Below are 23,715 nucleotides of genomic sequence, written 5' to 3'. Positions count from 1 at the left end.
CATTTGATTAAAAAAACCAGTTAAAAAAATTATAGGTTCAACCCGTTATAGATTGAACCTGAAAGCCAGTAGGAGCCTATGTTATGCCCAGTGTGAATTTTACTGTGAAGTGGCCCAATGGAGAACAGATTCAATATTACTCACCCTCAACCGTGATTTATGAATATTTGTCCATTGGCCAGTGTTACCCGAGTACGCAGTTTTTGCATCAGGTTGAAGATGGTCTGTATGCCGCATCAAAAAGAGTACGGGCATGTTATGGCTTTAGCTGTAGTTCAGCTATGGACAATCTGGCAATGATTCAATACCAAGCCAAACTGTTCGAACTCAGTCCGGAAGATCAAATTACAGTTATTGAAATGACGCATAAATGAGAGGGATGTTCTATGTTAAATATCCAAAATCAAATATTACAGCCAAATTATGATGTGGTGATTGTTGGTGGTGGTCAGGCAGGTTTATGCATCAGTCACTATTTGCAAAAAGCAGGCATTGATCATGTGGTGTTGGAAAAAGAATCCGAGTTGACCCATAGCTGGCGCCATAAACGTTGGGATAATTTTACCTTGGTGACACCGAACTGGCAGTGCCTGTTGCCTGAACATCCTTATCAAAGGCAAGATCCCAACGGATTTATGAAAAAGCACGAAATCGTGGAATATCTTGATGAATTTATTGAAAAACTAAATCCACCTGCCATTTTAAACATTCAGGTAGAACATGTGGAAAAAGTGGCAGCATATAAGTTTGTCATTAAAACTAATTACGGCACAACCACAGCCAAACAGCTTGTAGTCGCAGCAGGCGGGTATCACACCCCAATTTACCCAAAATTAAGCGATGTTTTGCCTGAGCATATAAAAGTAATGCATTCGGAAGAATATTTGAATGCAGATCAACTGCCTGAAGGTACGGTGCTGGTGGTCGGGTCAGGACAGTCTGGATCACAAATTGCCGAAGACTTACATCTGGCAGGCAAAAAAGTCTATTTATCGACAGGTGATGCCCCACGTTGTGCCCGGTTCTATCGCGGCAAAGATGTGGTGAAGTGGCTGTTTGATATGGGCCATTACAAAACGACTGCGAAAGATCATCGCTATAGTGAAGAAGTACGTAACAGTACCAACCACTATGTTACAGGCCGTGATGGCGGACATGATATTGATCTGCGTAAATTTGCTTTAGAAAGTATGCAGTTGCTTGGCCGTTTTGATGACTATAAAGAGGGGCAACTCTGGTTCAGGCCAGATTTATCAGAAAATCTGGATAGTGCCGATGCTACTTATAATCGGATTAATGCCTCTATTGATGAATATTTAGCTAAAAACAACATTGAGACTGATGAGCCTGCATCGGTATATCAGCCTGTTTGGCAGCCAGAACAAGAAATCACACACATTAATTTAGCCAAAGAAAATATTACTTCCGTGATTTGGTGTATAGGTTTTAGGCCGGATTATTCATGGATTGATTTAGATATTTTTCAAGCTAATGGTTATCCAAAACATGATCGGGGTATTACCATTGATCCGGATGTCACATTTATTGGTTTGCCGTGGTTACATACATGGGGCTCTGGGCGGTTTCTGGGGATCGATCAGGATGCTGCCTATGTGGTACGGCATATTGAGCAAACAATAAGTCAGCAAAATAGTCATAACAAGCAGATTGCGGAAATGGTCGAGTGACCATTGCAGAGGCCCCTAGCCCCAACGTACTGTTTCATGCCACTTAGGCGCTGGTTCCGGACAAAAATAAGCGGTTACAAGACAGAATGCCTGTAACCGCATCATCAAGAAAACCTGACAGTTTCAGTGATTATTTGCTGGTATCCAGTTCAGGAAAACCTTTCACCACATCATCAATGGCTTTCATCTGCGCCAGTCTTCGCCATTGCTTCAACCAGATCGGTCTGACGAGCAAGGAAGGTAGGAAGCTGAATCACATCGACCACATCAGTAACAGGCTGGGCTTGTGCAGGTTCATGCACATCGGTAATGATTTTCACTCCGAAAGTTTGTTTCAGTTCCTGAAAAATTTTGGTTCTGTCGCATTAGGGAGAAAGTAATGAACGCAGCACAGAGCCAAAGGCTAAGTGGTTGGGATGCGTTCATTACATTCTCTTTACTGTTCCATTGCTCCCCAAACCCCGACTTCCGCCAGTTGCGTCAGGTTGTCGATGATGTTCTTGTCCATGCTTCATGCCTCATGCTGACTTGAATCCCCGCATCGGCCGTACTCGTCGTTTTATATTCTGGTGATCTTGCCCCACAAGGTTGTTCAGATACTGACTCTGTCTGACGGTAATGGTTTCTTCATCGGGTTTGTCGGCATTGAGTGTGGCCAAAGCGGCCGTGTTGGCACCACTTTTATCGATGGTTACCACTTCGGGCTCATCATGATGCCGGATGGCCTTACGGAAAAATCGAAGGGCTGCCGCGGCATCTCGTTTGGCGGTCAATAGGAAGTCGATGGTCTGACCGTTGCTGTCAACCGCCCGGTACAGATATTTCCACTGGCCCTTGATTTTTATGTCGGTTTCATCCATTCGCCATCGACGCCCCATGGTGCGCTTATGTCGGCGAAAGGCCTTATTCAGCAACGGTATCAGGCGAATGACCCAGCGGTGAAGCGTGGAATGGTCAACAACAACGCCGCGCTCTGCCATTATTTCTTCCAAGTTACGCAGGCTCAGGGCGTAGGCCAGATACCAGCGAACGCATTGAGCGATGATATCAACAGGATAATGCAGACGTTTGAAGGCTTTTCGGATCAGAGGCATAGTCAGGTAACATCACAAAAAAAACAGCATGTTACCCAACGACGCCTTAATGCGACAGAGCCACACGAACTGGCACGGATTTGCCACCCGGAAAGAAACGTTAACGACAGGGCTTATCTGGCTCTGTTGCTCAGGCGCTCATTGGCAAGACGGTTATTTACGGCAGTCTCACTGCTCAAAGTGGCTCAAAATACGGAGATTTGGCTAAGGCCAATAATAGAAAATCTACTTCAAAGGGCATGGTCGGAAACGTGTTTTTGGCTGGCAAAAGCAAAAGCGTATTTATACCAGAACGCTTTCAAAACACCGCAAATAAAATCATTTAAAAACAAGACATTGGATACATGTTTCGAAAGGCTTAATTCTTAAGATCCTGTATATGAAGCGGTGTAAAAGCCCTCACCAACTGGGGTTAAATATAACCGCCCTGCGTACTGTATAGGTGAAAGTATTCTTATTGATCTCGTAACATAATCTTTGGCTAAAAAGATATCTAATTCCAACACGTCACCAACAATAAAAAATAAAAATCAATAACTAAATTTTCCTACAAACAACAAAAAAAACAAGAGTAATAAAAAACAACATAGACACTAATTAGAATGACAATCATTATTATACTATAAAGAACGGTATTCATGAGTAATAATAAAATAATTATGTCCGCATAAAAAAATATATTCTGGTGTTTTGGGAAAACAAAAAACTAACTATTAAACAATAACTATCTTTCATGAGGATGAGTGTTGAAAGATTGCAAGATTATTTGTAAGGACATCATGAGATATTATGCTACGTTCTAATGTGAAAGTTAAGGCCAGGCAAATTATCAGTCCCATTCATTTTGTACTATTAACTATGACTAACTTGTAAGCGGAATACACTCATATAATTAATTATGAGAAAAGTTGAGGATCATTTGAGTCCAGATTTACATCACCTCCATCCTGCTCAGGAGAATGTGTTTTACGAACAAATTCTTTATGAGAATAGCTCAATAAATACCCTGGGTTGGTATACATTAATAGAGGAAAATATTGATATTACCCTCTTGCAAAAAGCATGGAATTTGCTACATCAGCATATTGATACTTTACGTTTACGTATATTAATCAATTCCGACAATGAAGCGGTTCAATACATTCAGGAACAAAGCATTCCCACGTTAATCAATGAATACGATGTTTCAAGACTGTCTGACCCTGAAAATAGCGCGCTTCTGTGGATGAAGCAACAAACCAATACCCCTATAGATTACTTAAATGAAATACCCTACCAGATAACATTAATCCGTCTGACTAATGAAAAGAATTACTTTTTCACTACATTCCACCATATTTTCATTGACGGTGTCGGATTATATCGATTTCACGAATATGTTTATAAATTGTATACATGCCTTAAGAATGGAACATTCACAACGTGGTTATCTGAAATTCCGCAATATCTCACGGCAGTAAAAAAAGCAAGAGAGTATTTAAATAATTTTAATTATGAATATGACAAAAATTATTGGATGGATTTTTTAAAGGAAAATGAAATACACCAATTAATACCTTATTACCAGAAAACAGGCACTGATCATAAAACACTAACATTCCCCCTCTCAGTTAAAAATGACTTACGCTCTTTTTGTCATGAAAATAACACAAGCATACCTGTCTTTTTTTATAGCCTTATCTCTATTATCATGGCTGAATTAACAGGACAACAAGAGCTAGTTTTCAATACAACAACACACGGAAGAACAACAAAATCTGAAAAATATGTTGTCGGAATGCAAGCAAATATGTATCCGATACATTGCCATATTTCACGAGAATCCCTTATTGTTGAACAAATTAAGCAGGTCGAATCAGCGCTTAAAAGCAATCATCGCCACGGGAAATTTCCCAGTTCACATTTCGCCCGTCTTGCGAAGCAGTATGGATTTTCTTTACCCAATATCCTTATTTTATATGACCGTTTTTCAGCATCAGCTACTGAAATTAACCAAACTCAACATTTTCATATAGACACTGAGTTTAATATTAATCCCATCGTATTTCGATTGAAAGATCATGGCTATGATCAGGAATTAAAAATAACTATCCAATATTTACAAGCTTATTTTAGTGATTCAGATATCAATAATATCCTTGAACGGTTAAATAACCTGCTAACGACTATTATTGATAACCCTGCTGTTTTAGTCAGTGAGTTACCTATCTTGCTAGAGCAGGAACGTCATACCCTATTGCACAGCTGGAACCAGACCGACGCTCTTTATCCGCAGGATAAAACCTTGCAACAGCAATTCGAGGCGCAAGCTGCAGCAAATCCGAATAACGTCGCGCTGGTGTTTGAAGGCGAAACCCTAACCTATCGCCAGCTTAATGAACGAGCAAACCAACTGGCGCTTGTGATCCGTGAGCGTTATCAACAACAACATAGTGTACCTATGCCAATGGATACGTTGATCGCGCTCTATCTGGATCGCAGCCCGGAAATGGTAATCGGTATTCTGGCGGTACTCAAAGCTGGAGGGGCTTACGTGCCGGTATCACCGGATTATCCTCCGGAGCGGGTTCAGTTTATTCTGGACGATACTCAATCACCCTGTGTTGTGACTCAGCAAAAGTTTCTTCCAACATTGCAGGCTTATACACAAGCACACGTGACTCTGCCAGCCCTGATTGCCGCCGATGATTGGAGCGTCACTGAAAACTATTCAACAGAAAATCTGGTGTTAGCCGGTCAAACGACAGATTTAGCCTATGTTATCTATACCTCAGGCACGACCGGGAAACCAAAAGGTGTCTTGCAGACCCACCATAACGTCAACCGCTTATTCACCAACAGCCAAAAAGATTACCAGTTCGATCAGCATGATGTCTGGGTTCTTTTCCATGCTTATACGTTTGATTTCAGTGTGTGGGAATTATGGGGCGCCCTACTCTATGGCGGGCGTTTAATTATCCCAACTGTCGAATACACCAAAGATTTCAGCCAATTCAGTTGCTTCTGCGCCGAACAGAATGTTACGGTATTGAATCAAACGCCGGGGGCGTTTTATGCCTTTATCGACGAAGCATTAAACAACAGCGCAGAATTTCCTCACCTTCGCTATGTGATCTTTGGTGGCGATAAATTAAATCCGGTTCAGTTAAAACCCTGGTGGGATCGTTATGGCGATCAAAAACCGGCGCTCATCAATATGTATGGCATCACCGAAACCACCGTACATGTGACTTACAAAAAGTTAACGCAAGGCGATACCACCGCTGTATCTCGCATTGGGCGACCACTGAGCGACATGTATGCCTATGTGCTGAATCCTGCCGGACAACTGGCTCCGATTGGTGCCCCCGGAGAACTTTACATTGGTGGCGCAGGGCTGGCACGGGGTTATTTAAACCGACCGGAATTAACAGCCGAACGTTTCATCGAAAACCCGTTTGCCACAGATAAGAACAAAGAACAAGGTTACACTCGTCTGTATAAAACCGGTGATTTAGCCCGCTGGCTACCCGATGGAGAACTAGAATATCTGGGACGCAATGATTTTCAGGTCAAAATTCGCGGCTACCGCATTGAGTTGGGTGAAATTGAAAGTGCGCTGGCGGCTCATCCACAGGTTAAACAGGCTGTTGTCATCGATCGCGAATATCAGGGCAATACCGCACTGGTCGCTTATCTGGTTATTGAGAGTGAACTTTCTGACGAAGGATTAATCAGCCATTTATCTTCTCTCCTGCCGGACTATATGTTGCCTGCCAGCTTTACCCGGATTGAGGCTATTCCGCTGACGTTGAACGGTAAAGTGGATCGTCAGGCCTTACCAGAACCGAACTGGGGAAATAAAGATGATTATGTTGCTCCCCGCAATACACTGGAAACCCAACTTTGCACCATTTGGCAGGCGGTTTTAGAGCTGGAACGGGTCGGTATTGAAGATAACTTCTTCCGTATCGGCGGAAATTCCCTGACCGCCATTAAGCTGATCGCCGCCATTCGCCGTACTTTGTCTACCGATATTTCACTGGCACAACTGTTTGAATTAAAAACCATTGCGGGTTTAATGACGCAGATGGAAGCGCAAATTTGCACAGTTATCCCGCATCTGACACAAGAGCGCTATCCCTTATCGTTTGCGCAAGAGCGGATGCTGTTTATCGAACAGTTTGAGCAGGGTTCCGATGTCTACCACATCCCATATCTGGTTCAGTTGGATAACGCAGCCACTCTGCCTTTGTTGGAAACCGCCATTAACCGATTAGCTGAACGCCATGCGGTGCTGAGAACCGTGTATCGCAGTGATGATCAAGGCCAGATGTATCAGCAGGTATTGGACACGAATTTGGTGATTCAGTCTCAATCCTGTCACGACAGAGATACGTTGCTAGCTAACGCGCGCACCGAGATAGCCACACCCTTTGATTTAACCACTGAGCCAAGCCTGCGTCTGAGACATTATCAGATGGCGGACAGCCATTACTTACTACTGCAATGGCACCATATCGCAATGGATGGCTGGTCCATTGATATCTTTATGGCGGAACTGGCGGAGATTTGCCACGCGCTTCAAGCAGGCCGTGACAGCCAGCTTCCTGAGTTAGAGATTAATTACGGGGATTACTCCGTCTGGCAACGGGATTATTTGCAGGGTGACGTCCGCGAACAACAACTGGCTTACTGGCAACAAGTTCTGGCTGGCTATGAATCTTTAGCTCTGCCCACCGATCACCCCAGACCTGCACAGGTAAATTATCAGGGACGGGATGTCAACTTTGAGCTGGACGCCCTACTGTCTGAACAGCTACGCACGCTGGCAAAAACACAAGAAACCACACTGTATACTGTGATGCTCAGTGCTTTTTATGTCACGCTAGCGAAATTAACCGGGCAGGACGATATCGTTATCGGCACACCGACCGATAATCGCCACCATGCGCAAACTCAGTCCCTGTTGGGTATGTTCGTCAACTCATTGGCCTTAAGGGCACAACTGCAACACACTGACAGCGTGACCGCGCTGATTAAGCAAACCCATCAACTGGTTACCGGTGCCAAAGCGCATCAGGACATGCCGTTTGAGCAACTCCTTGATACATTGGAGATAGAACGGGATTCCGCTCGTCACCCGATATTTCAGGTGATGTTTGGCGTGCAGCATTTCGGTGAAAACTCGTCAAACAATCGTCTGCCGTTCAGTCCAGTGACACTGGATGAGACTTTATATAGCCCGGCCAAGTTTGACCTGAGCCTGTTTTTATCTGATGGAAAAACAGCGATTACCGGTTGCCTGAATTACGCCCTCAGCCTGTTTAACGAAACCAGCATCACACGTATCGCTGATATTTACCAACGGGTATTGAGCACGTTTGTAGCAGATCAACAACAACCGTTATCGGGTATTGATATTTTATCTGCGCAGGAACGCCATACCTTATTGCACAACTGGAACCAGACTGATGTATCTTATTCGCAGGATAAAACCCTGCAACAGTTGTTTGAAGCGCAGGCGGCAAGGACACCGGATCATGTCGCACTGGTATTTGAAGGCGAATCTCTGACCTATCACCAGCTTAATCAACGAGCAAATCAGCTGGCCCATGTCATACGCGAACGTTATCAGCAACAGCATCATCAAACGATGCAGGCTGACACACCGATAGCCTTATATTTTGACCGCAGTCCGGAAATGATTATCAGTATGCTGGCGGTGATGAAAGCCGGAGGCGCTTATGTGCCGGTGTCACCGGAATACCCTACAGAGCGGGTACAGTTTATTCTGACAGACACCGCAACACCTTGTGTTCTGACCCAACAGCGCTATCTGACCATTCTCCAGCAACTGGCTGAGTCGTCAATCCTTATCGCAGCAGATAACCAGGCAGACACGGTCAGTCAGCCCGTTGAGAACCCCGAATCCATCAGTAAACCGACCGATTTGGCCTATATCATCTATACCTCTGGCACCACCGGTCAACCTAAAGGGGTGATGGTTGAACATAAAAACGTGGCACATCTGGTGGCGGCTCAAACCACATTTTTTGATGCTGAGAAGACCAACAAAAGCTTAATGTTCGCCGCTTATGTGTTTGATGCTTCTGTTTTCGAACTATTTCCCGCGTTATTGAATGGCCTGACGCTTTACCTTTGCAATGAAGCAGAACGGAATGCCCCTGCCATTGCACAGCTTATTCAACGGGAAGGCATTCAAATGGCCACCTTGCCGCCAGCAATACTCACATTGTTGACTGATGTGGAATTACCCTCACTCCAGTTATTGGTTACCGCAGGAGAATCACCCTCTCTGGATTTTATGGAGCATTTCAGCCAACACAGCAATGTGATGAATGCTTACGGTCCGACAGAAATTACCGTTTGTGCGACACAGAAACGGTATCAACATGGAGATATCGCCACCAATATTGGTAAAGCTATCAATAATGCCAGCCTTTACGTACTTGATAGTTATGGAAATCCGTCTCCTATCGGTACGCCAGGTGAGTTGTATATCGGCGGCGCTGGTGTAGCGCGGGGTTATTTAAACCGCCCCGAATTAACGGCCGAGCGTTTTGTTGCTAATCTTTTTGCAACCGCAAACGATACTGTCAAAGGTTATACCCGTCTGTATAAAACTGGCGATTTAGTGCGCTGGTTACCCAATGGCGAACTGGAGTACCTGGGCCGCAATGATTTTCAGGTTAAAATTCGTGGCTTCCGTATTGAGCTGGGAGAAATTGAAAGTGCGCTGACGGCTCATTCACAGGTCAAACAGGCCGTCGTGATTGATCGTGAACATCAGGGTCATAAAGTATTGGCAGCCTATCTGGTTGTCGAGGATGCTGTGTCCGATGACATGCTGCTTGCGTACTTATCTGAGCACCTGCCGGACTATATGCTGCCCACCAGTTTTACCTTTATAGAGGCTATTCCACTGACGCTGAACGGCAAAGTGGATCGCAGAGCCTTGCCGGAACCTGTTTTCGGTGACAGAGAAAATTATGTTGCACCCCGTAATTCCTTAGAAACCCAGCTTTGTGCTATTTGGCAGGCGGTTTTAGGGCTGGAACGGATAAGCATCCACGATAATTTCTTCCGCATTGGTGGGGATTCGATTGTCAGTATCCAATTGGTATCCAAACTGCGTCAGGCTGGTTTTTCGCTTCAAGTGAAAACCATTTTTGAGGCTCCGACGGTGGCACAGTTAGCCCCATTACTGATGCAAACAGCTTCCACTGCCGAAGTCGTTGCCGAGCAAGGATTATTAAACGGGAAGTTTGCTTTACTGCCTGTCCAGCAAACCTTCTTTGACTGGCAGTTAGCGCATCCACATCACTGGAATCAGGCGTTTATGGTTCAGATCTCCGGCAATATTCCATCTGTACAGATTGAACGGGCGCTGATCGCATTAACTGAGCGGCACGATATATTACGCGCCCGCTTTGTTGAAACGGAACAGGGATATCACCAGTGTTATTCTGCGGATATTTCATCTTCACAGCCGCAGTTAAAACACGGTGATATCCGTCAGTGTAATCAGGAGGAACTTCGTCAACAACTCACCCAGTGGCAGATTGGGTTCGATTACCACAACGGGCCACTCTGGCAGGCCGCTCATCTGACCGGCTACGCCGATGGCAGTGCCCGGTTATTCTTTGCCTTCCATCATCTGATTATTGATGCGGTATCCTGGCGGATTATTGCGGAAGATATGCGTTTGCTATTGCAGGGTATGACCTTACCCGCGAAAACCAGCAGTTATCGCCAATGGGTTACCACTGTTCACCAGTATGCACAACAGCATCAACATGAAGTGCCTTACTGGCAACAGGTGCTGGCAGGCAATAACAGCAAACCTGCGTTGGATAATCTTACGCATCACCAGCTAGGGATTTCAGTTGAAATGACCGATATCCTGCTGCATGAAGCCAATATCGGTTATCGCACGGAAATTAATGACTTGCTGCTGAGTGCGCTGACCGTGGCCTTACAGGAAACATTCGACCAATCTGTCAACCATATCATTCTGGAAGGGCATGGACGGGAATCTATTGATAACACAATTGATATTTCGGAAACCGTCGGCTGGTTCACGACTCTTTACCCGGTTCGTCTGGAAAAGCAGACGGATATGGCCGACACCCTTATTCATACCAAAGAGATGCTGCGCGCCGTGCCAAACAAAGGAATTGGTTATGGCGCATTACAGCAAGCGGGTTATCTGACCGATCATTTGCCGGTGATCAGTTTCAACTATCTGGGGCAGTTAGGCAGCGCCAGCCGTCAGGACTGGTCAATCACCGATGATGATTGCGGAAATACAATAGCCAGCGAAAACGACAGTCATTTGCTGCTGGGAATTAATGGCGCCGTTCAGGCCGGAAAATTACTGTTTTATGTCGATTCCCGCCTGCCACAATCTAAGACAGTCATATTTATCCGAGCATTTGAGCAGGCACTCAATCACATCATCACCACAGCGCAAAAACAATCACAAACGGGAGAAATAATGACTCCCAGTGATTACGGTATCAAGGGTGTTTCGCTGGAACAATTCAACCAGCTAACCCACTATTTTGAACATACCAATAATGTCAGTTCACACCACGATTCTGAAAATGAAACTACTTTGGATTTATAGAAATGTTGACGCTATTTAAAGAACTTAACAAAAATCAGGCATCAGTATGGGTTTATGAGAATAAGTTGAAACTGACATTCACAGGGGGAACTCCCCCTGATCAACTTATTGATAAAGTTAAACAGAAAAGAGAAAACATTCTAGATTTTTTAAATGAAAAAAGTATCTTCTCGGTAGAAGACTTCAAGCGTTTTATTTCCAGTGAAAATCATGCTGGTGTGGATGCGCCTGCTACTTCATCCAAAAACAAAAAAATTGAGGCTATTTTTCCTGCCACCAGCTTGCAACAGGGGTTTGTCTATCATTATCTGGCTCAGCCACAGGATGATGCTTATCGCGTACAACTGCTATTGGATTACCACGCCTCTATTAATGTTGACGCTTATCAAAAAGCCTGGACACTGGCTTCGCGCCGTTTCCCGATCCTCAGAACCGCCTTTAACTGGGAAGGTAAAATATTACAAATTGTCACAGCCGGTACCAGTATTGATTCGGCAAACTTCAGGCACGAAGATATTACCCAGTTATCAGAAGAAGAAAGAAACAGGGCGATTGATACGCTTCAACAACATGATCGCACCCTGCCATTTGATTTACGTCAGCCCGGATTAGCGCGCTTTACCCTGATTAAACAACATCAGCAGCTGGTTACTGTGCTTATCACACTGCACCACAGCATTATTGATGGCTGGAGCTACCCGGTTTTATTGCAAACCGTCCATGACTATTACAACGCACTCGCACAGGGACGTACGCCTGAAATCGTAGTGGATAACGCGTATCTGGCGGCCCAGCAATATTACCGGGATCATCAGACCGATACTGACATTTATTGGTCTGAACGCAAAGTGCAATGGCAGGGTGCGAATGATTTATCGGCGCTGTTAAGCCATCGGGTTGACTTAACCCAGATAAAAACGGTTGAAAAACCGGCAGAACAGCAACTCACTGTGCAGGGTAACGCTTATGAGCAGCTTAAAAACACCTGTCGGACACAAGGGGTGACGCTGAATGTCGCACTGCAATTTGCCTGGCATAAGCTTTTGCACATTTACACCGGTGATGAGCAGACGATTGTCGGCACTACCGTCTCCGGCCGTGATATCCCCGTTGAAGGAATCGAGTCCAGTGTCGGTCTGTATATCAATACCTTGCCGTTGGCTGTGCAATGGGGACAACCAGATAACATAGCTACCGTTTTACAAAATATCCAAAAAGATATCGCCGACCTCAACAGTCACAGTGCCGTTTCTCTCGCCAGTCTGCAATCTGACGGAGAACGGTTATTCCAGAGCCTGCTGGTGTTTGAAAACTACCCTGCTCCGGTGGCAGACGAGAACCAAACCGGCATCGAACAGACACTGACATTTCGACGCGCAGTGGAAAAAGTGGATTACCCGTTATCACTGATGGCGTATGAGCAAGATAATCGTTTAGTTATCAAATTTAATTATGGTGAAGACTGGCTGACTGATAAACAGGCTCAACGATTACTGGGGCAGCTTGAACGTATTCTGCACGCAATCGCCTGTCACCCGGAGCAGCCTCATACCGCTATCACCTGTCTCAGTGAGGCAGAGTGTCATACTCTGCTTCACAGCTGGAACCAAACAGATACCCCTTATCCGCAGGATAAAACCCTGCAACAGTTGTTTGAAACGCAGGCAGTACAGCATCCTGATGCCATTGCGGTGGAATTTGAAGAACAGACACTGAGTTATGGTGAACTCAATCGGCGCGCTAACCAGCTGGCGCATCATCTGATTGCACTGGGGGTTAGGCCGGATGATCGGGTCGCGATTTGCCTTGAGCGCAGCCCGGATATGGTGGTAGGGATACTAGCAATTCTCAAGGCTGGCGGGGCTTATCTGCCACTCGATCCGGCTTATCCCACGGAACGATTGACCTATATGCTGGAAGATGCGGCACCGGTGGCCTTACTGACGCAAACTGCACAGGCTAATAAACTGATTACATCAGTCACCACAGTGTGGCTTGATAACCCTGCTCTGGGCTTTGACACTCAGTCGGACAACAATCCGGATACACAGGCACTGGGACTGACTTCTCGTCATTTGGCTTACGTGATTTACACCTCCGGCTCGACTGGAAAACCCAAAGGGGTGATGGTTGAGCACCGTAATATACTGCGCCTGATCATCAACAATGGCTTTGCTGATATCGGCTCGGATGACTGTGTTGCCCATTGTGCCAATCCCGCATTCGATGCTGCCACCTGGGAAATCTGGGCGGCACTGCTTAATGGCAGTTGTCTGCATATTGTGCCTAATGCTGTATTACTCGAACCAACCTGTTTCCGTGATGCTCTGCTCAAGGGAAAAGTGACCGCGTTATGGTTAACCGTCGGTTTGTTTAATGAATATCTTGATACGCTGCAGCCCGTGTTCGAGCAGCTACGCTACCTGCTGGTCGGGGGGGATGTCCTCAATCCGCAGAAGATAAAACAGGTGCTGTCGGCAGACCATCCGCCTGCTCACCTGCTTAACGGCTATGGCCCGACTGAATCCACCACTTTTGCAACGACCTATGCGATCACTGCCCCTGTTGATGTCACGCAATCTATCCCGATCGGTCGCCCTATCGCCAATACCCGGATTTACCTGCTTGACGCCCATCAACAGCCCGTACCGGTGGGCGCTTCTGGTGAAGTTTATATCAGCGGCGATGGCGTGGCGCGAGGTTATCTGCACCAACCCGAACTGACGACAGAACGTTTCCTAGCCGATCCGTTTTCCTCAGAGCCGGGGGCAAAAATGTATAAAACGGGGGATCTGGGGCGCTGGTTGCCGGACGGCAATATTGAATATTTGGGGCGCAATGATTTTCAGATCAAAATTCGTGGCTTCCGTATTGAATTAGGGGAAATTGAAAGTGCCCTTGCGGCGCATCCTCAGGTCAAACAAGCCGTCGTGATTGATCGTGATCATCACGGAAATAAGGTGCTGGCAGCCTATCTGGTCATTGAGGGTATCTTAGTCGATGAAGCACTACTCACGCATTTATTAGCACGCCTGCCGGACTATATGCTGCCCGCCAGCTTTACCTTTATCGACGCGATTCCGCTGACGCTGAACGGTAAAGTGGATCGTCGTGCCCTGCCTGACCCCATCCAGATAACCACTGACCATTATGCCGCGCCCCGCAATGCGCTGGAAACCCAGCTCTGTACTCTCTGGCAGGGCGTTTTGGGCGTGGAGCAGGTCAGTATTCATGATAATTTCTTCCGCATTGGTGGCGACTCCATTGTCAGCATCCAGTTGGCGTCCAAACTCCGTCAGGCCGGTTTTTCACTTCAGGTGAAAACCATTTTTGAGGCCCCGACGGTGGCACAATTAGCGCCATTACTGATGCAAACAGCTTCAACTGCCGAAATCGTTGCCGAACAAGGGTTATTAAACGGGGAGTTTGCTTTACTGCCTGTCCAGCAAACCTTCTTTGACTGGCAGTTAGCGCATCCACATCACTGGAATCAGGCCTTTATGGTTCAGATCCCCGGTAATATTCAAGCCTCCCAGCTTGAACAAGCACTGATCGCATTAACTGAGCGGCACGATATATTACGCGCCCATTTTGTTGCAACGGAACAGAGATATTGCCAGTGTTATTCTGCGGATACTTCATCTTCACAGCCGCGGTTAAAACACGGTGATATCCGTCAGTGCAATCAGGATGAACGCTATCAACAACTCACCCAGTGGCAAAGTGGGTTCGATTATCACAACGGGCCGCTATGGCAGGCCGCTCATCTGACCGGCTATGCCGATGGCAGTGCCCGGTTATTCTTTGCCTTCCATCATTTGATTATCGATGCGGTATCCTGGAGGATCATTGCCGAAGATATGCGTTTGTTATTGCAGGGTATGGCCTTACCGGCAAAAACCAGTAGTTATCGCCAATGGGTAGCCGCTGTCCACCAGTATGCCCAGCAGCAGCAACATGAAGTACCTTACTGGCAGCAGGTGCTGGCAGGCAATAACAGCAAACCTGTGCTGGACAGCCTCACACACCATCAGCTAGGAATTTCGGTGGAAATGACCGATATCCTGTTGCATGAAGCTAACGCAGGTTATCACACGGAAATTAATGACTTACTGCTGAGTGCGCTGACCGTGGCCTTACAGGAGACGTTCACTCAGCCCGTCAACCACATCATTTTGGAAGGACACGGGCGGGAAGCTATTGATAATACAATAGATGTTTCAGAAACCGTCGGCTGGTTCACGACGCTTTACCCGGTTCGTCTGGAAAAACAGTCGGATATGGCTGACACCCTTATTCATACCAAAGAGATGCTGCGCACGGTGCCGAACAAAGGCATCGGTTACGGTGCATTACAGCAGGCGGGCTATCTGACCGGTGATTTGCCTGCTATTAGTTTCAACTATCTGGGGCAATTAGGCAGTGCCAGCCATCAGGACTGGTCAATCACTGACGATGATTGCGGAACGATGGTAGCCAGCGAAAACGACAGTCATTTGTTGCTGGGGATTAATGGGGTCGTTCAGGCCGGAAAACTGCTGTTTTATGTCGATTCTCGTTTGTCATCTTCCCAGACAGCAGTATTTATCCGGGCATTTGAACAGGCACTCAATGACGTCATCATTGCGGCGCAAAAACAGGTGCAGACAGGGGGAATAAAAACCGCCAGTGACTACGGTATCAATGGGCTTTCAGGCAAACACCTGCGCCAGCTTCAACAACAATATCAGATTGAAGCGCTGTACCCCGCCACCAGCTTACAACAAGGATTTATTTACCATCATCTGGCTCAGCCACAGGATGATGCTTATCGTGTGCAACTGCTATTGGATTATCACGCTCCTGTTGATGTCGCTGCCTATCAACAAGCCTGGACACTGGCTTCGCGCCGTTTCCCGATCCTTAGAACCGCTTTTGATTGGGAAGGAGAAATATTACAAATCGTCACAGCGGGTGCCAGTATTGATGCGGCAAATTTCAGGCACGAAGATATTACCCAGTTATCAGAAGAAGAAAAAAACAGGGCGATTGATAAAATTCAACAATATGACCTCGCTCTGCCGTTTGATTTCAGTCAGCCCGGATTAGCGCGCTTTACCCTGATTAAACAACATCAACAGCTGGTTACTGTACTTATCACACTGCACCACAGCATTATTGATGGCTGGAGCTACCCGGTTTTATTGCAAACCATCCATGAATATTACAACGCACTGACACAAGGACAGGCTCCAAAGATTGTAGTGGATAATACCTATCTGGCGACTCAGCAATATTACCGGGAACATCAGGTTGAAGCTGATATTTATTGGACAGCACGCAAGGCGCAATATCAGAACGCAAATGATTTATCGGCGCTGCTAAGCCACCGGATTGATTTAACTCAGATAAAAGTAGTTGAAAAACCGGCTGAACAGCAACTCACTGTGCAGGGCAACGCTTATGAGCAGCTTAAAAACACCTGTCGGACACAAGGGGTGACGCTGAATGTGGCACTGCAATTTGCCTGGCATAAACTTTTGCACATTTACACTGGTGATGAGCAGACGATTGTCGGTACGACTATCTCCGGCCGTGATGTCCCTGTTGAAGGCATTGAATCCAGTGTCGGTCTGTATATCAATACCCTGCCACTGGTAGTGCAATGGAAACAAACCGACAGCGTGGTCACCGTTTTACAATATATCCAAAAAGATATCGCCGATCTTAACAGCCACAGTGCCGTTTCTCTTGCTAGCCTGCAATCCGGTGGAGAACGGTTATTCCAGAGTCTGCTGGTGTTTGAAAATTACCCTGCTCCGGTGGCAGACGAGAACCAGACCGGCATAGAACAAACGCTAATATTCCGAGGCACGGTCCAAAAAGTGGATTATCCGTTGTCATTGATAGCGTATGAACAAAGTAACCGTTTAGTCATCAAATTTAATTATGATGAAGATTGGCTGACTGATGAACAGGCACAGCGCTCACTGGGACAGCTTGAACGTATTCTACATGCGGTGGCATGCCACCCGGATCAGCCTCATACCTCAATCACCTATCTCAGTGAGGCAGAGCATCATACCCTGCTTAACAGCTGGAACCAAACAGATGCCCCTTATCAGCAGGATAAAACCCTGCCACAGTTGTTTGAAACGCAGGCAACACAACACCCTGATGCCATTGCGGTGGAATTTGAGGAACAGACGCTGAGTTATGGTGAACTCAACCGCCGCGCCAACCGTCTGGCCCATGACCTGATTACGCTGGGTGTGCGTCCTGATGAACGTGTCGCAATTTGTGTTGAACGCAGTCCGGAGATGGTGGTGGGGTTACTCGCCATTCTTAAAGCGGGCGGTGCTTATGTGCCACTCGACCCAGCCCTTCCGGACGAGAGATTAGCTCACATACTTAAGGATTCGGCACCTGTCGCCTTACTCACCCAAACTTCTCTCGCACAGGCTCTTGATGCTGCTCTACCCTCAGCCAGTCATATCACGGTATTACTCGATAAACAGCCGGCTTATCTCACTGAACAGCTTGCTCATAACCCTGATGTACAGGAGCTGGCACCCCACCATCTGGCCTATGTGATCTACACCTCCGGCTCAACCGGGTTACCCAAAGGGGTGGAAATGTCGCAGGCAGCCTTATCAAACCTGCTGCAATGGCATCGCCATACGCCTGAACATTCCACTACAGCCGGTAAAACCCTGCAATTTGCGGCGCTGGGATTTGATGTCGCCTTTCAGGAAATCTTTACCACGTTGTGTGAAGGCGGCTGTCTGGTGCTGATTAATGAAGCCCTACGCCGAGACCCTCAGCAGCTCCTTAAGCTAGTTCAGCAAAAACAGATTGAGCGAATCTTTCTGCCTTATGTTGCTCTCCAGCATTTTGCCGATGCAGTCAACCTCAGTGAAGAAGACGATCTTTCCTGCCTAAGACATATTATTACTGCCGGTGAACAACTGCGTATAACGCCCGCTATTCAGCGTCTGCTGCAACGTGCCTGTCACTGCCGGCTACATAACCATTACGGCCCGACAGAAAGCCACGTTGTGACGTCATACACACTGGACAAAGAGACAGAGCACTGGCCAACGCTGCCGCCGATTGGGCGTCCGATAGCCAATACGCAAATCTATATTCTTGACCCGAATGGTCAGCCGGTACCTTTAGGCGTCACAGGAGAAATTTATATCGCCGGCAAAGGCGTTGCCCGTGGTTATCTCAATCGTCCTGAATTAACTGCTGAACGTTTTATAAGCTGCCCGTTCTCTACCGAGCCGGGAGCTCGCATGTACAAAACCGGTGATTTAGGTCGTTGGCTGCCCGATGGCAATATTGACTATCTCGGTCGCAACGATTTTCAAGTCAAGATCCGAGGTTTCCGTATTGAGCTGGGCGAAATTGAAAATGCGTTAGCGGCTCATCCACAGGTTAAACAGGCCGTAGTGATTGACCGTGAGCATAGCGGCCATAAAGTACTGGCGGCTTATTTGGTCTCTGAGGGAGCTTTATCCGACGAAATTCTACTGGAACATTTATCTGATCGCCTGCCGGACTATATGCTGCCTGCCAGTTTTACCTTTATGGAAGCTATTCCGCTGACGCTAAATGGTAAAGTGAATCGCAGAGCCTTACCGGAACCTGTTTTCGGTAACAGAGAAAGTTATGTCGCTCCTCGCAATGCACTGGAAATTCAGCTTTGCGCTATTTGGCAGGCGGTTTTAGAGCTGGAACGGGTCGGTATTGAAGATAACTTCTTCCGTATCGGGGGAAATTCCCTGACCGCCATTAAGCTGATTGCCGCCATTCGCCGTACCCTATCTACTGATATTTCACTGGCACAACTGTTTGAATTGAAGACCATAGCCGGGTTAGCCACTCAGATGGACGAACAAATTTGTACGGTTATCCCTCACTTAACACAATCATACTATCCCTTATCGTTTGCGCAGGAGCGGATGCTGTTTATCGAGCAGTATGAGCAAGGTTCGGATGTTTACCATATTCCGTATCTGGCTCAGTTGGCTCAGGATACTTCTCTGCCTTTACTGAAAACCGCCATTAATCAGCTTACTGAACGCCATGCAGTGCTGAGAACCGTGTATCGCAGTGATGATCAAGGCCAGATGTATCAGAAGGTATTGGATGAAGATTTGGTGATTCAGTCTCAATCCTGTGACGACAGGGATATGCTGCTCACTAGTGCGTACGCTGAAATCGCTACACCTTTTGATTTAACCATCGAACCGAGCCTGCGCCTGAGGCATTATCAGGTAGCGGATAGCCATTACTTATTACTGTTATGGCATCATATCGCAATGGATGGCTGGTCCATTGATATCTTTATAGCGGATCTGGCGGAGATTTACCACGCGCTTCAAGCTGGCCATGACAGCCAGCTTCCTGAGTTAGAGATTAATTACGGGGATTACGCGGCATGGCAACGGGATTATTTGCAAGGTGACGTCCGCGAACAACAACTGGCTTACTGGCAACAAGTGCTGGCTGGCTATGAATCTCTGGCTCTGCCTATCGATCACCCCAGACCTGCACAGGTGAATTATCAGGGACGAAATGTCAACTTTGAGCTGGATACCCAACTGTCTGAACAGCTACGCACACTGGCAAAAACGCAGGAAACCACCCTTTATACCGTGCTGCTCAGTGCTTTTTACCTCACGCTGGCGAAATTATCCGGGCAGGATGATATCGTTATCGGCACACCGACGGATAACCGCCACCATGCGCAAACTCTGCCCCTGTTAGGCATGTTCGTTAACTCACTGGCCTTAAGGGCACAGCTACAACACACCGACAATGTAACCGCGTTGATTGCACAGACACACAAACTGGTTACCGGTGCCAAAGCCCATCAGGATATGCCGTTTGAACAGCTTCTTGATGCGCTGAAAATTGAACGGGATACCGCCCGTCATCCGATATTTCAGGTGATGTTTAGCGTACAGACTTTCGGTGAAAATAATAGCGGTGAAAATCCGTCAGACTGCCGTCTGCCATTTAGTCCGGTAACACTGGATGAGACTTTATACAGCCCGGCCAAGTTTGACCTGAGCCTGTTTTTGTCCGATGGAAAAACGGCGATTACCGGTTGCCTGAACTACGCCCTTAGCCTGTTTAACGAAACCAGCATCACACGTATAGCTGATATTTACCAACGGGTATTGACCGCCTTTGTGGCAGACCAGCAACAACCGTTGTCCGGCATTGATATTTTATCTGTGCAGGAACGTCATACCCTATTAAATATCTGGAATCAGACTGATGCCCCTTATCCGCAGGATAAAACTCTGCAACAGCAATTCGAGGTGCAGGCTGCAACAAATCCGGATAATATCGCACTGGTGTTTGAAGGTGAAACCCTAACCTATCATCAGCTTAACGAACGAGCAAACCAATTGGCGTTTGTGATCCGTGAACGCTATCAGCAACAGCAGCATCAAACGATGCCAGCAGAGACACTAATAGCCCTGTATTTTGACCGCAGTCTGGAAATGATTATCAGTATGCTGGCGGTCCTGAAAGCCGGAGGCGCTTATGTACCTGTTTCGCCGGAATACCCTACAGAGCGGGTGCAGTTTATTCTGACAGACACCGCAACACCTTGTGTTCTGACCCAACAGCGCTATCTGACCACTCTCCAGCAACTGACTGAGTCGTCAATCCTTATCGCGGCAGATAACCAGGCAGACACGGTCAGTCAGCCCGTGGAGAACCCAGAATCCATCAGTAAACCGACCGATTTGGCCTATATCATCTATACCTCTGGCACTACCGGTCAGCCTAAAGGCGTCATGATTGAACATAAAAATGTGGCGCATCTGGCGGCAGCTCAAACCACATTTTTTGATGTTAAGAAGACCACCAAAAGCTTAATGTTCGCCGCTTATGTCTTTGATGCTTCTGTTTACGAACTATTCCCCGCGTTATTGAATGGCCTGACGCTTTACCTTTGCAGTGAAGCAGAACGGAATGCACCTGCCATTGTGCAACTCATTCAGCGGGAAGGCATTGAAATGGCTACCTTGCCGCCAGCAATACTCAAATTGTTGACTGATGTGGAATTGCCTTCACTCCAATTATTGGTCACCGGCGGAGAGTCACCCTCTCTGGACTTTATGGATCATTTTAGCCAACATAGCAACGTGATAAATTCCTACGGTCCGACAGAAATCACGGTTTGTGCGACACAGAAGCTATATCAGCATGGGGATATTGCCACCAATATTGGTCAATCTATTAATAACGTTCGTCTTTACGTTCTCGATAGTTATGGTAACCCTTCGCCTGTCGGTGCGCCAGGTGAGTTGTATATCGGCGGCGCTGGTGTAGCGCGGGGTTATTTGAACCGCCCCGAATTAACGGCCGAGCGTTTTGTTGCTAATCCTTTTGCAACCGCAGAAGACATCGCAAAAGGCTATACCCGCCTGTATAAAACCGGCGATTTGGTGCGCTGGTTACCCAACGGGGAACTTGAATATCTGGGGCGCAATGATTTTCAGGTCAAAATTCGCGGTTATCGTATTGAACTGGGGGAAATTGAAAGTGCGCTGACGGCTCATACACAGATTAAACAGGCCGTAGTGATTGACCACCAGCGTCACGGTCATAAGGTGCTGGCGGCCTACTTGGTCACCGAGGACACTTTATTCGAGAACTTATCCGATGAAATACTGTTGACACATTTATCAGGCCGCCTGCCGGACTATATGCTGCCCGCCAGTTTTATCTTTATGGAAGCTATCCCACTGACATTGAACGGCAAGGTAAATCGCCGGGCATTACCAGAACCTGTTTTCGGTAACAGAGAAAGTTATGTCGCGCCCCGTAATGCCCTGGAAACCCAGCTTTGTGCTATTTGGCAGGATGTTTTAGAACTGGAGCGGGTGGGTATTGAAGATAACTTCTTCCATATTGGCGGAAATTCTCTGCTGGCGATTAAACTCACTTCAGTAATACGCCATAAAATGGCCATTGATATTCCGTTAAATATCTTATTTAGCTGCAAGTGTATTGCTTTATTATCCCAGTGGCTGGCAACGGATAATAAAAAAATCAGTTTACTTAATTTCCTAACACCAGAATCAATGGCAACGGATAAACTATTTATGATTCATCCAGCTAATGGCGGTAGTGAATCCTATGCTCCTCTGGCAAATATGTTAGCGGATAACTATAACTGTATTGGTATCGATAATTACAATCTCAGCACAGATAACCAAATAGATTCATTGCAACGATTAGCTCAGATTTATATGGAATTAATTCTGACTGAAATCTCTATTGACCAACCTATCCGTATCTTAGGCTGGTCATTAGGTGGACAGTTAGCGATGGAAGTTGCCTATCAATTAGAACAGCTTGGCGCACAAAAAATCCAGTTATTCTTATTAGATACTGTAATTAACAACGCTGAGATAACAATGCTTAAAAATAATATTGACATGTCAAATTTAAACTTATTCATCACTGATGAGTTACAGAAAATGGGCGCCAGTGATATCTATATCAATAAAGTATTGGAGACTGCGCCATTGGAATATAAAATATCTGATTGTGATTTAAGTGGAATATTAAAACATACAAATATTACGCTATTTAAAGCAGGTGAAATCAATCCTAATCATAATGATTATTCGCAAGTAAAATTGATTGAATTAATCATAAAAGTGACAGACAATAATATTTCTCAATGGGTAATCAATCCATTAGAGATTAAACTATTGGATAATCACCATCATAATAATATTCTTGAATGCACTTCTGTTATTCGTATGGAAATAATTAATTCATTAGGGATTAAGGAAGAGATATCAATATAAATTAATTTGATAATGATTAATGAGGCTGGTATTACCAGCCTCTTATTCGGTCATGTATTAAATAGTTAGAATGAGCGCTAAAAATAGTGCTCGCACTCAATGAAAGTTCCTATCACCTTATCGTGCATTTCTTCAGATTTTGAGTAACCGATGGTTTTTCTATTCAGTCTTTTTATTCGGGTACGATGCGTTAAATTATTTCTTTCTAAACGTTGGGTGAATGTCTTCCCAGTCAGGTGTTCTTCCTCTGGGAGGCTGTCATACACAGCATAATCATCCGTACAATAAAACCGAATATTAAAGGGCGATAAAAGGGTCATGTATTAAATAGTTAGATTGAATATCAAAAATAGTACTCACGCTCAATAAAAGTCCCTATCACCTTATCGTGCATTTCTTCGGATTTTGAATAACTGATAGTTTTTCTATTCAGTCTTTTTACTCGAGTACGCTGAGTTAAATTCGTTCTCTCT

The 23,715-nt window shown here is 46.1% G+C and carries 6 protein-coding genes and 3 pseudogenes; 5 read left to right on the top strand and 4 right to left on the bottom strand.

The genetic code is table 11. The annotated features are described in order from the left end of the window. The first annotated feature begins 83 nt into the window (after positions 1–83). A complete protein-coding gene (locus tag Xhom_RS17500) occupies positions 84–374 on the top strand; it encodes an MSMEG_0570 family nitrogen starvation response protein (protein WP_069315512.1) in 291 nt (96 codons plus the stop codon). Between the two features lie 12 nt (positions 375–386). Beyond that, entirely contained in the window at positions 387–1,688 is a 1,302-nt protein-coding gene (locus Xhom_RS17495) for an MSMEG_0569 family flavin-dependent oxidoreductase (RefSeq protein WP_069315511.1), read from the top strand. 188 nt (positions 1,689–1,876) lie between these two features. Here the strand turns inward: Xhom_RS17495 and Xhom_RS17490 are convergent. Then, positions 1,877–2,041 (bottom strand): annotated as a pseudogene (locus Xhom_RS17490) (3-deoxy-8-phosphooctulonate synthase); the annotation flags it as partial. Positions 2,042–2,067: 26 nt separating this feature from the next. Here Xhom_RS17490 and Xhom_RS30570 point away from each other — a divergent pair. Then, positions 2,068–2,220, top strand: a complete 153-nt coding sequence (locus Xhom_RS30570) for a hypothetical protein (RefSeq protein WP_157104597.1) — start codon at positions 2,068–2,070, stop codon at positions 2,218–2,220. On the opposite strand, the pseudogene Xhom_RS17485 reads toward Xhom_RS30570, so the two are convergent. Further along, positions 2,213–2,782: pseudogene (locus Xhom_RS17485) on the bottom strand (IS6 family transposase); the annotation flags it as partial. The gene Xhom_RS30570 and the pseudogene Xhom_RS17485 overlap by 8 nt on opposite strands. Positions 2,783–3,701: 919 nt before the next feature. On the opposite strand from Xhom_RS17485, the gene Xhom_RS17475 reads away from it, so the two are divergent. Then, positions 3,702–11,414 carry a non-ribosomal peptide synthetase gene (locus tag Xhom_RS17475; RefSeq protein ID WP_232326257.1) on the top strand — a complete coding sequence of 2,571 codons (7,713 nt, stop codon included), beginning with the start codon at positions 3,702–3,704 and terminating at the stop codon, positions 11,412–11,414. 2 nt (positions 11,415–11,416) lie between these two features. Next, positions 11,417–23,242 (top strand): non-ribosomal peptide synthetase, encoded by an 11,826-nt coding sequence (locus tag Xhom_RS17470; RefSeq protein ID WP_069315508.1) that lies wholly within the window; start codon positions 11,417–11,419, stop codon positions 23,240–23,242. 77 nt (positions 23,243–23,319) lie between these two features. Here the strand turns inward: Xhom_RS17470 and Xhom_RS17465 are convergent. Together Xhom_RS17465 and Xhom_RS17460 are read right to left on the bottom strand one after the other, a co-directional pair. Continuing rightward, a pseudogene (locus Xhom_RS17465) lies at positions 23,320–23,562 on the bottom strand (IS1 family transposase); the annotation flags it as partial. Positions 23,563–23,585: 23 nt separating this feature from the next. Next, the coding region (locus Xhom_RS17460) for an IS1 family transposase (protein ID WP_244590775.1) at positions 23,586–23,715 on the bottom strand (130 nt) is incomplete at its 5' end.

The organism is Xenorhabdus hominickii (assembly GCF_002632725.1).
Lineage (GTDB): Bacteria > Pseudomonadota > Gammaproteobacteria > Enterobacterales > Enterobacteriaceae > Xenorhabdus > Xenorhabdus hominickii.
Note: the sequence above shows the minus strand (reverse complement) of the source record. Positions and strands in the feature narration are given on the sequence as shown.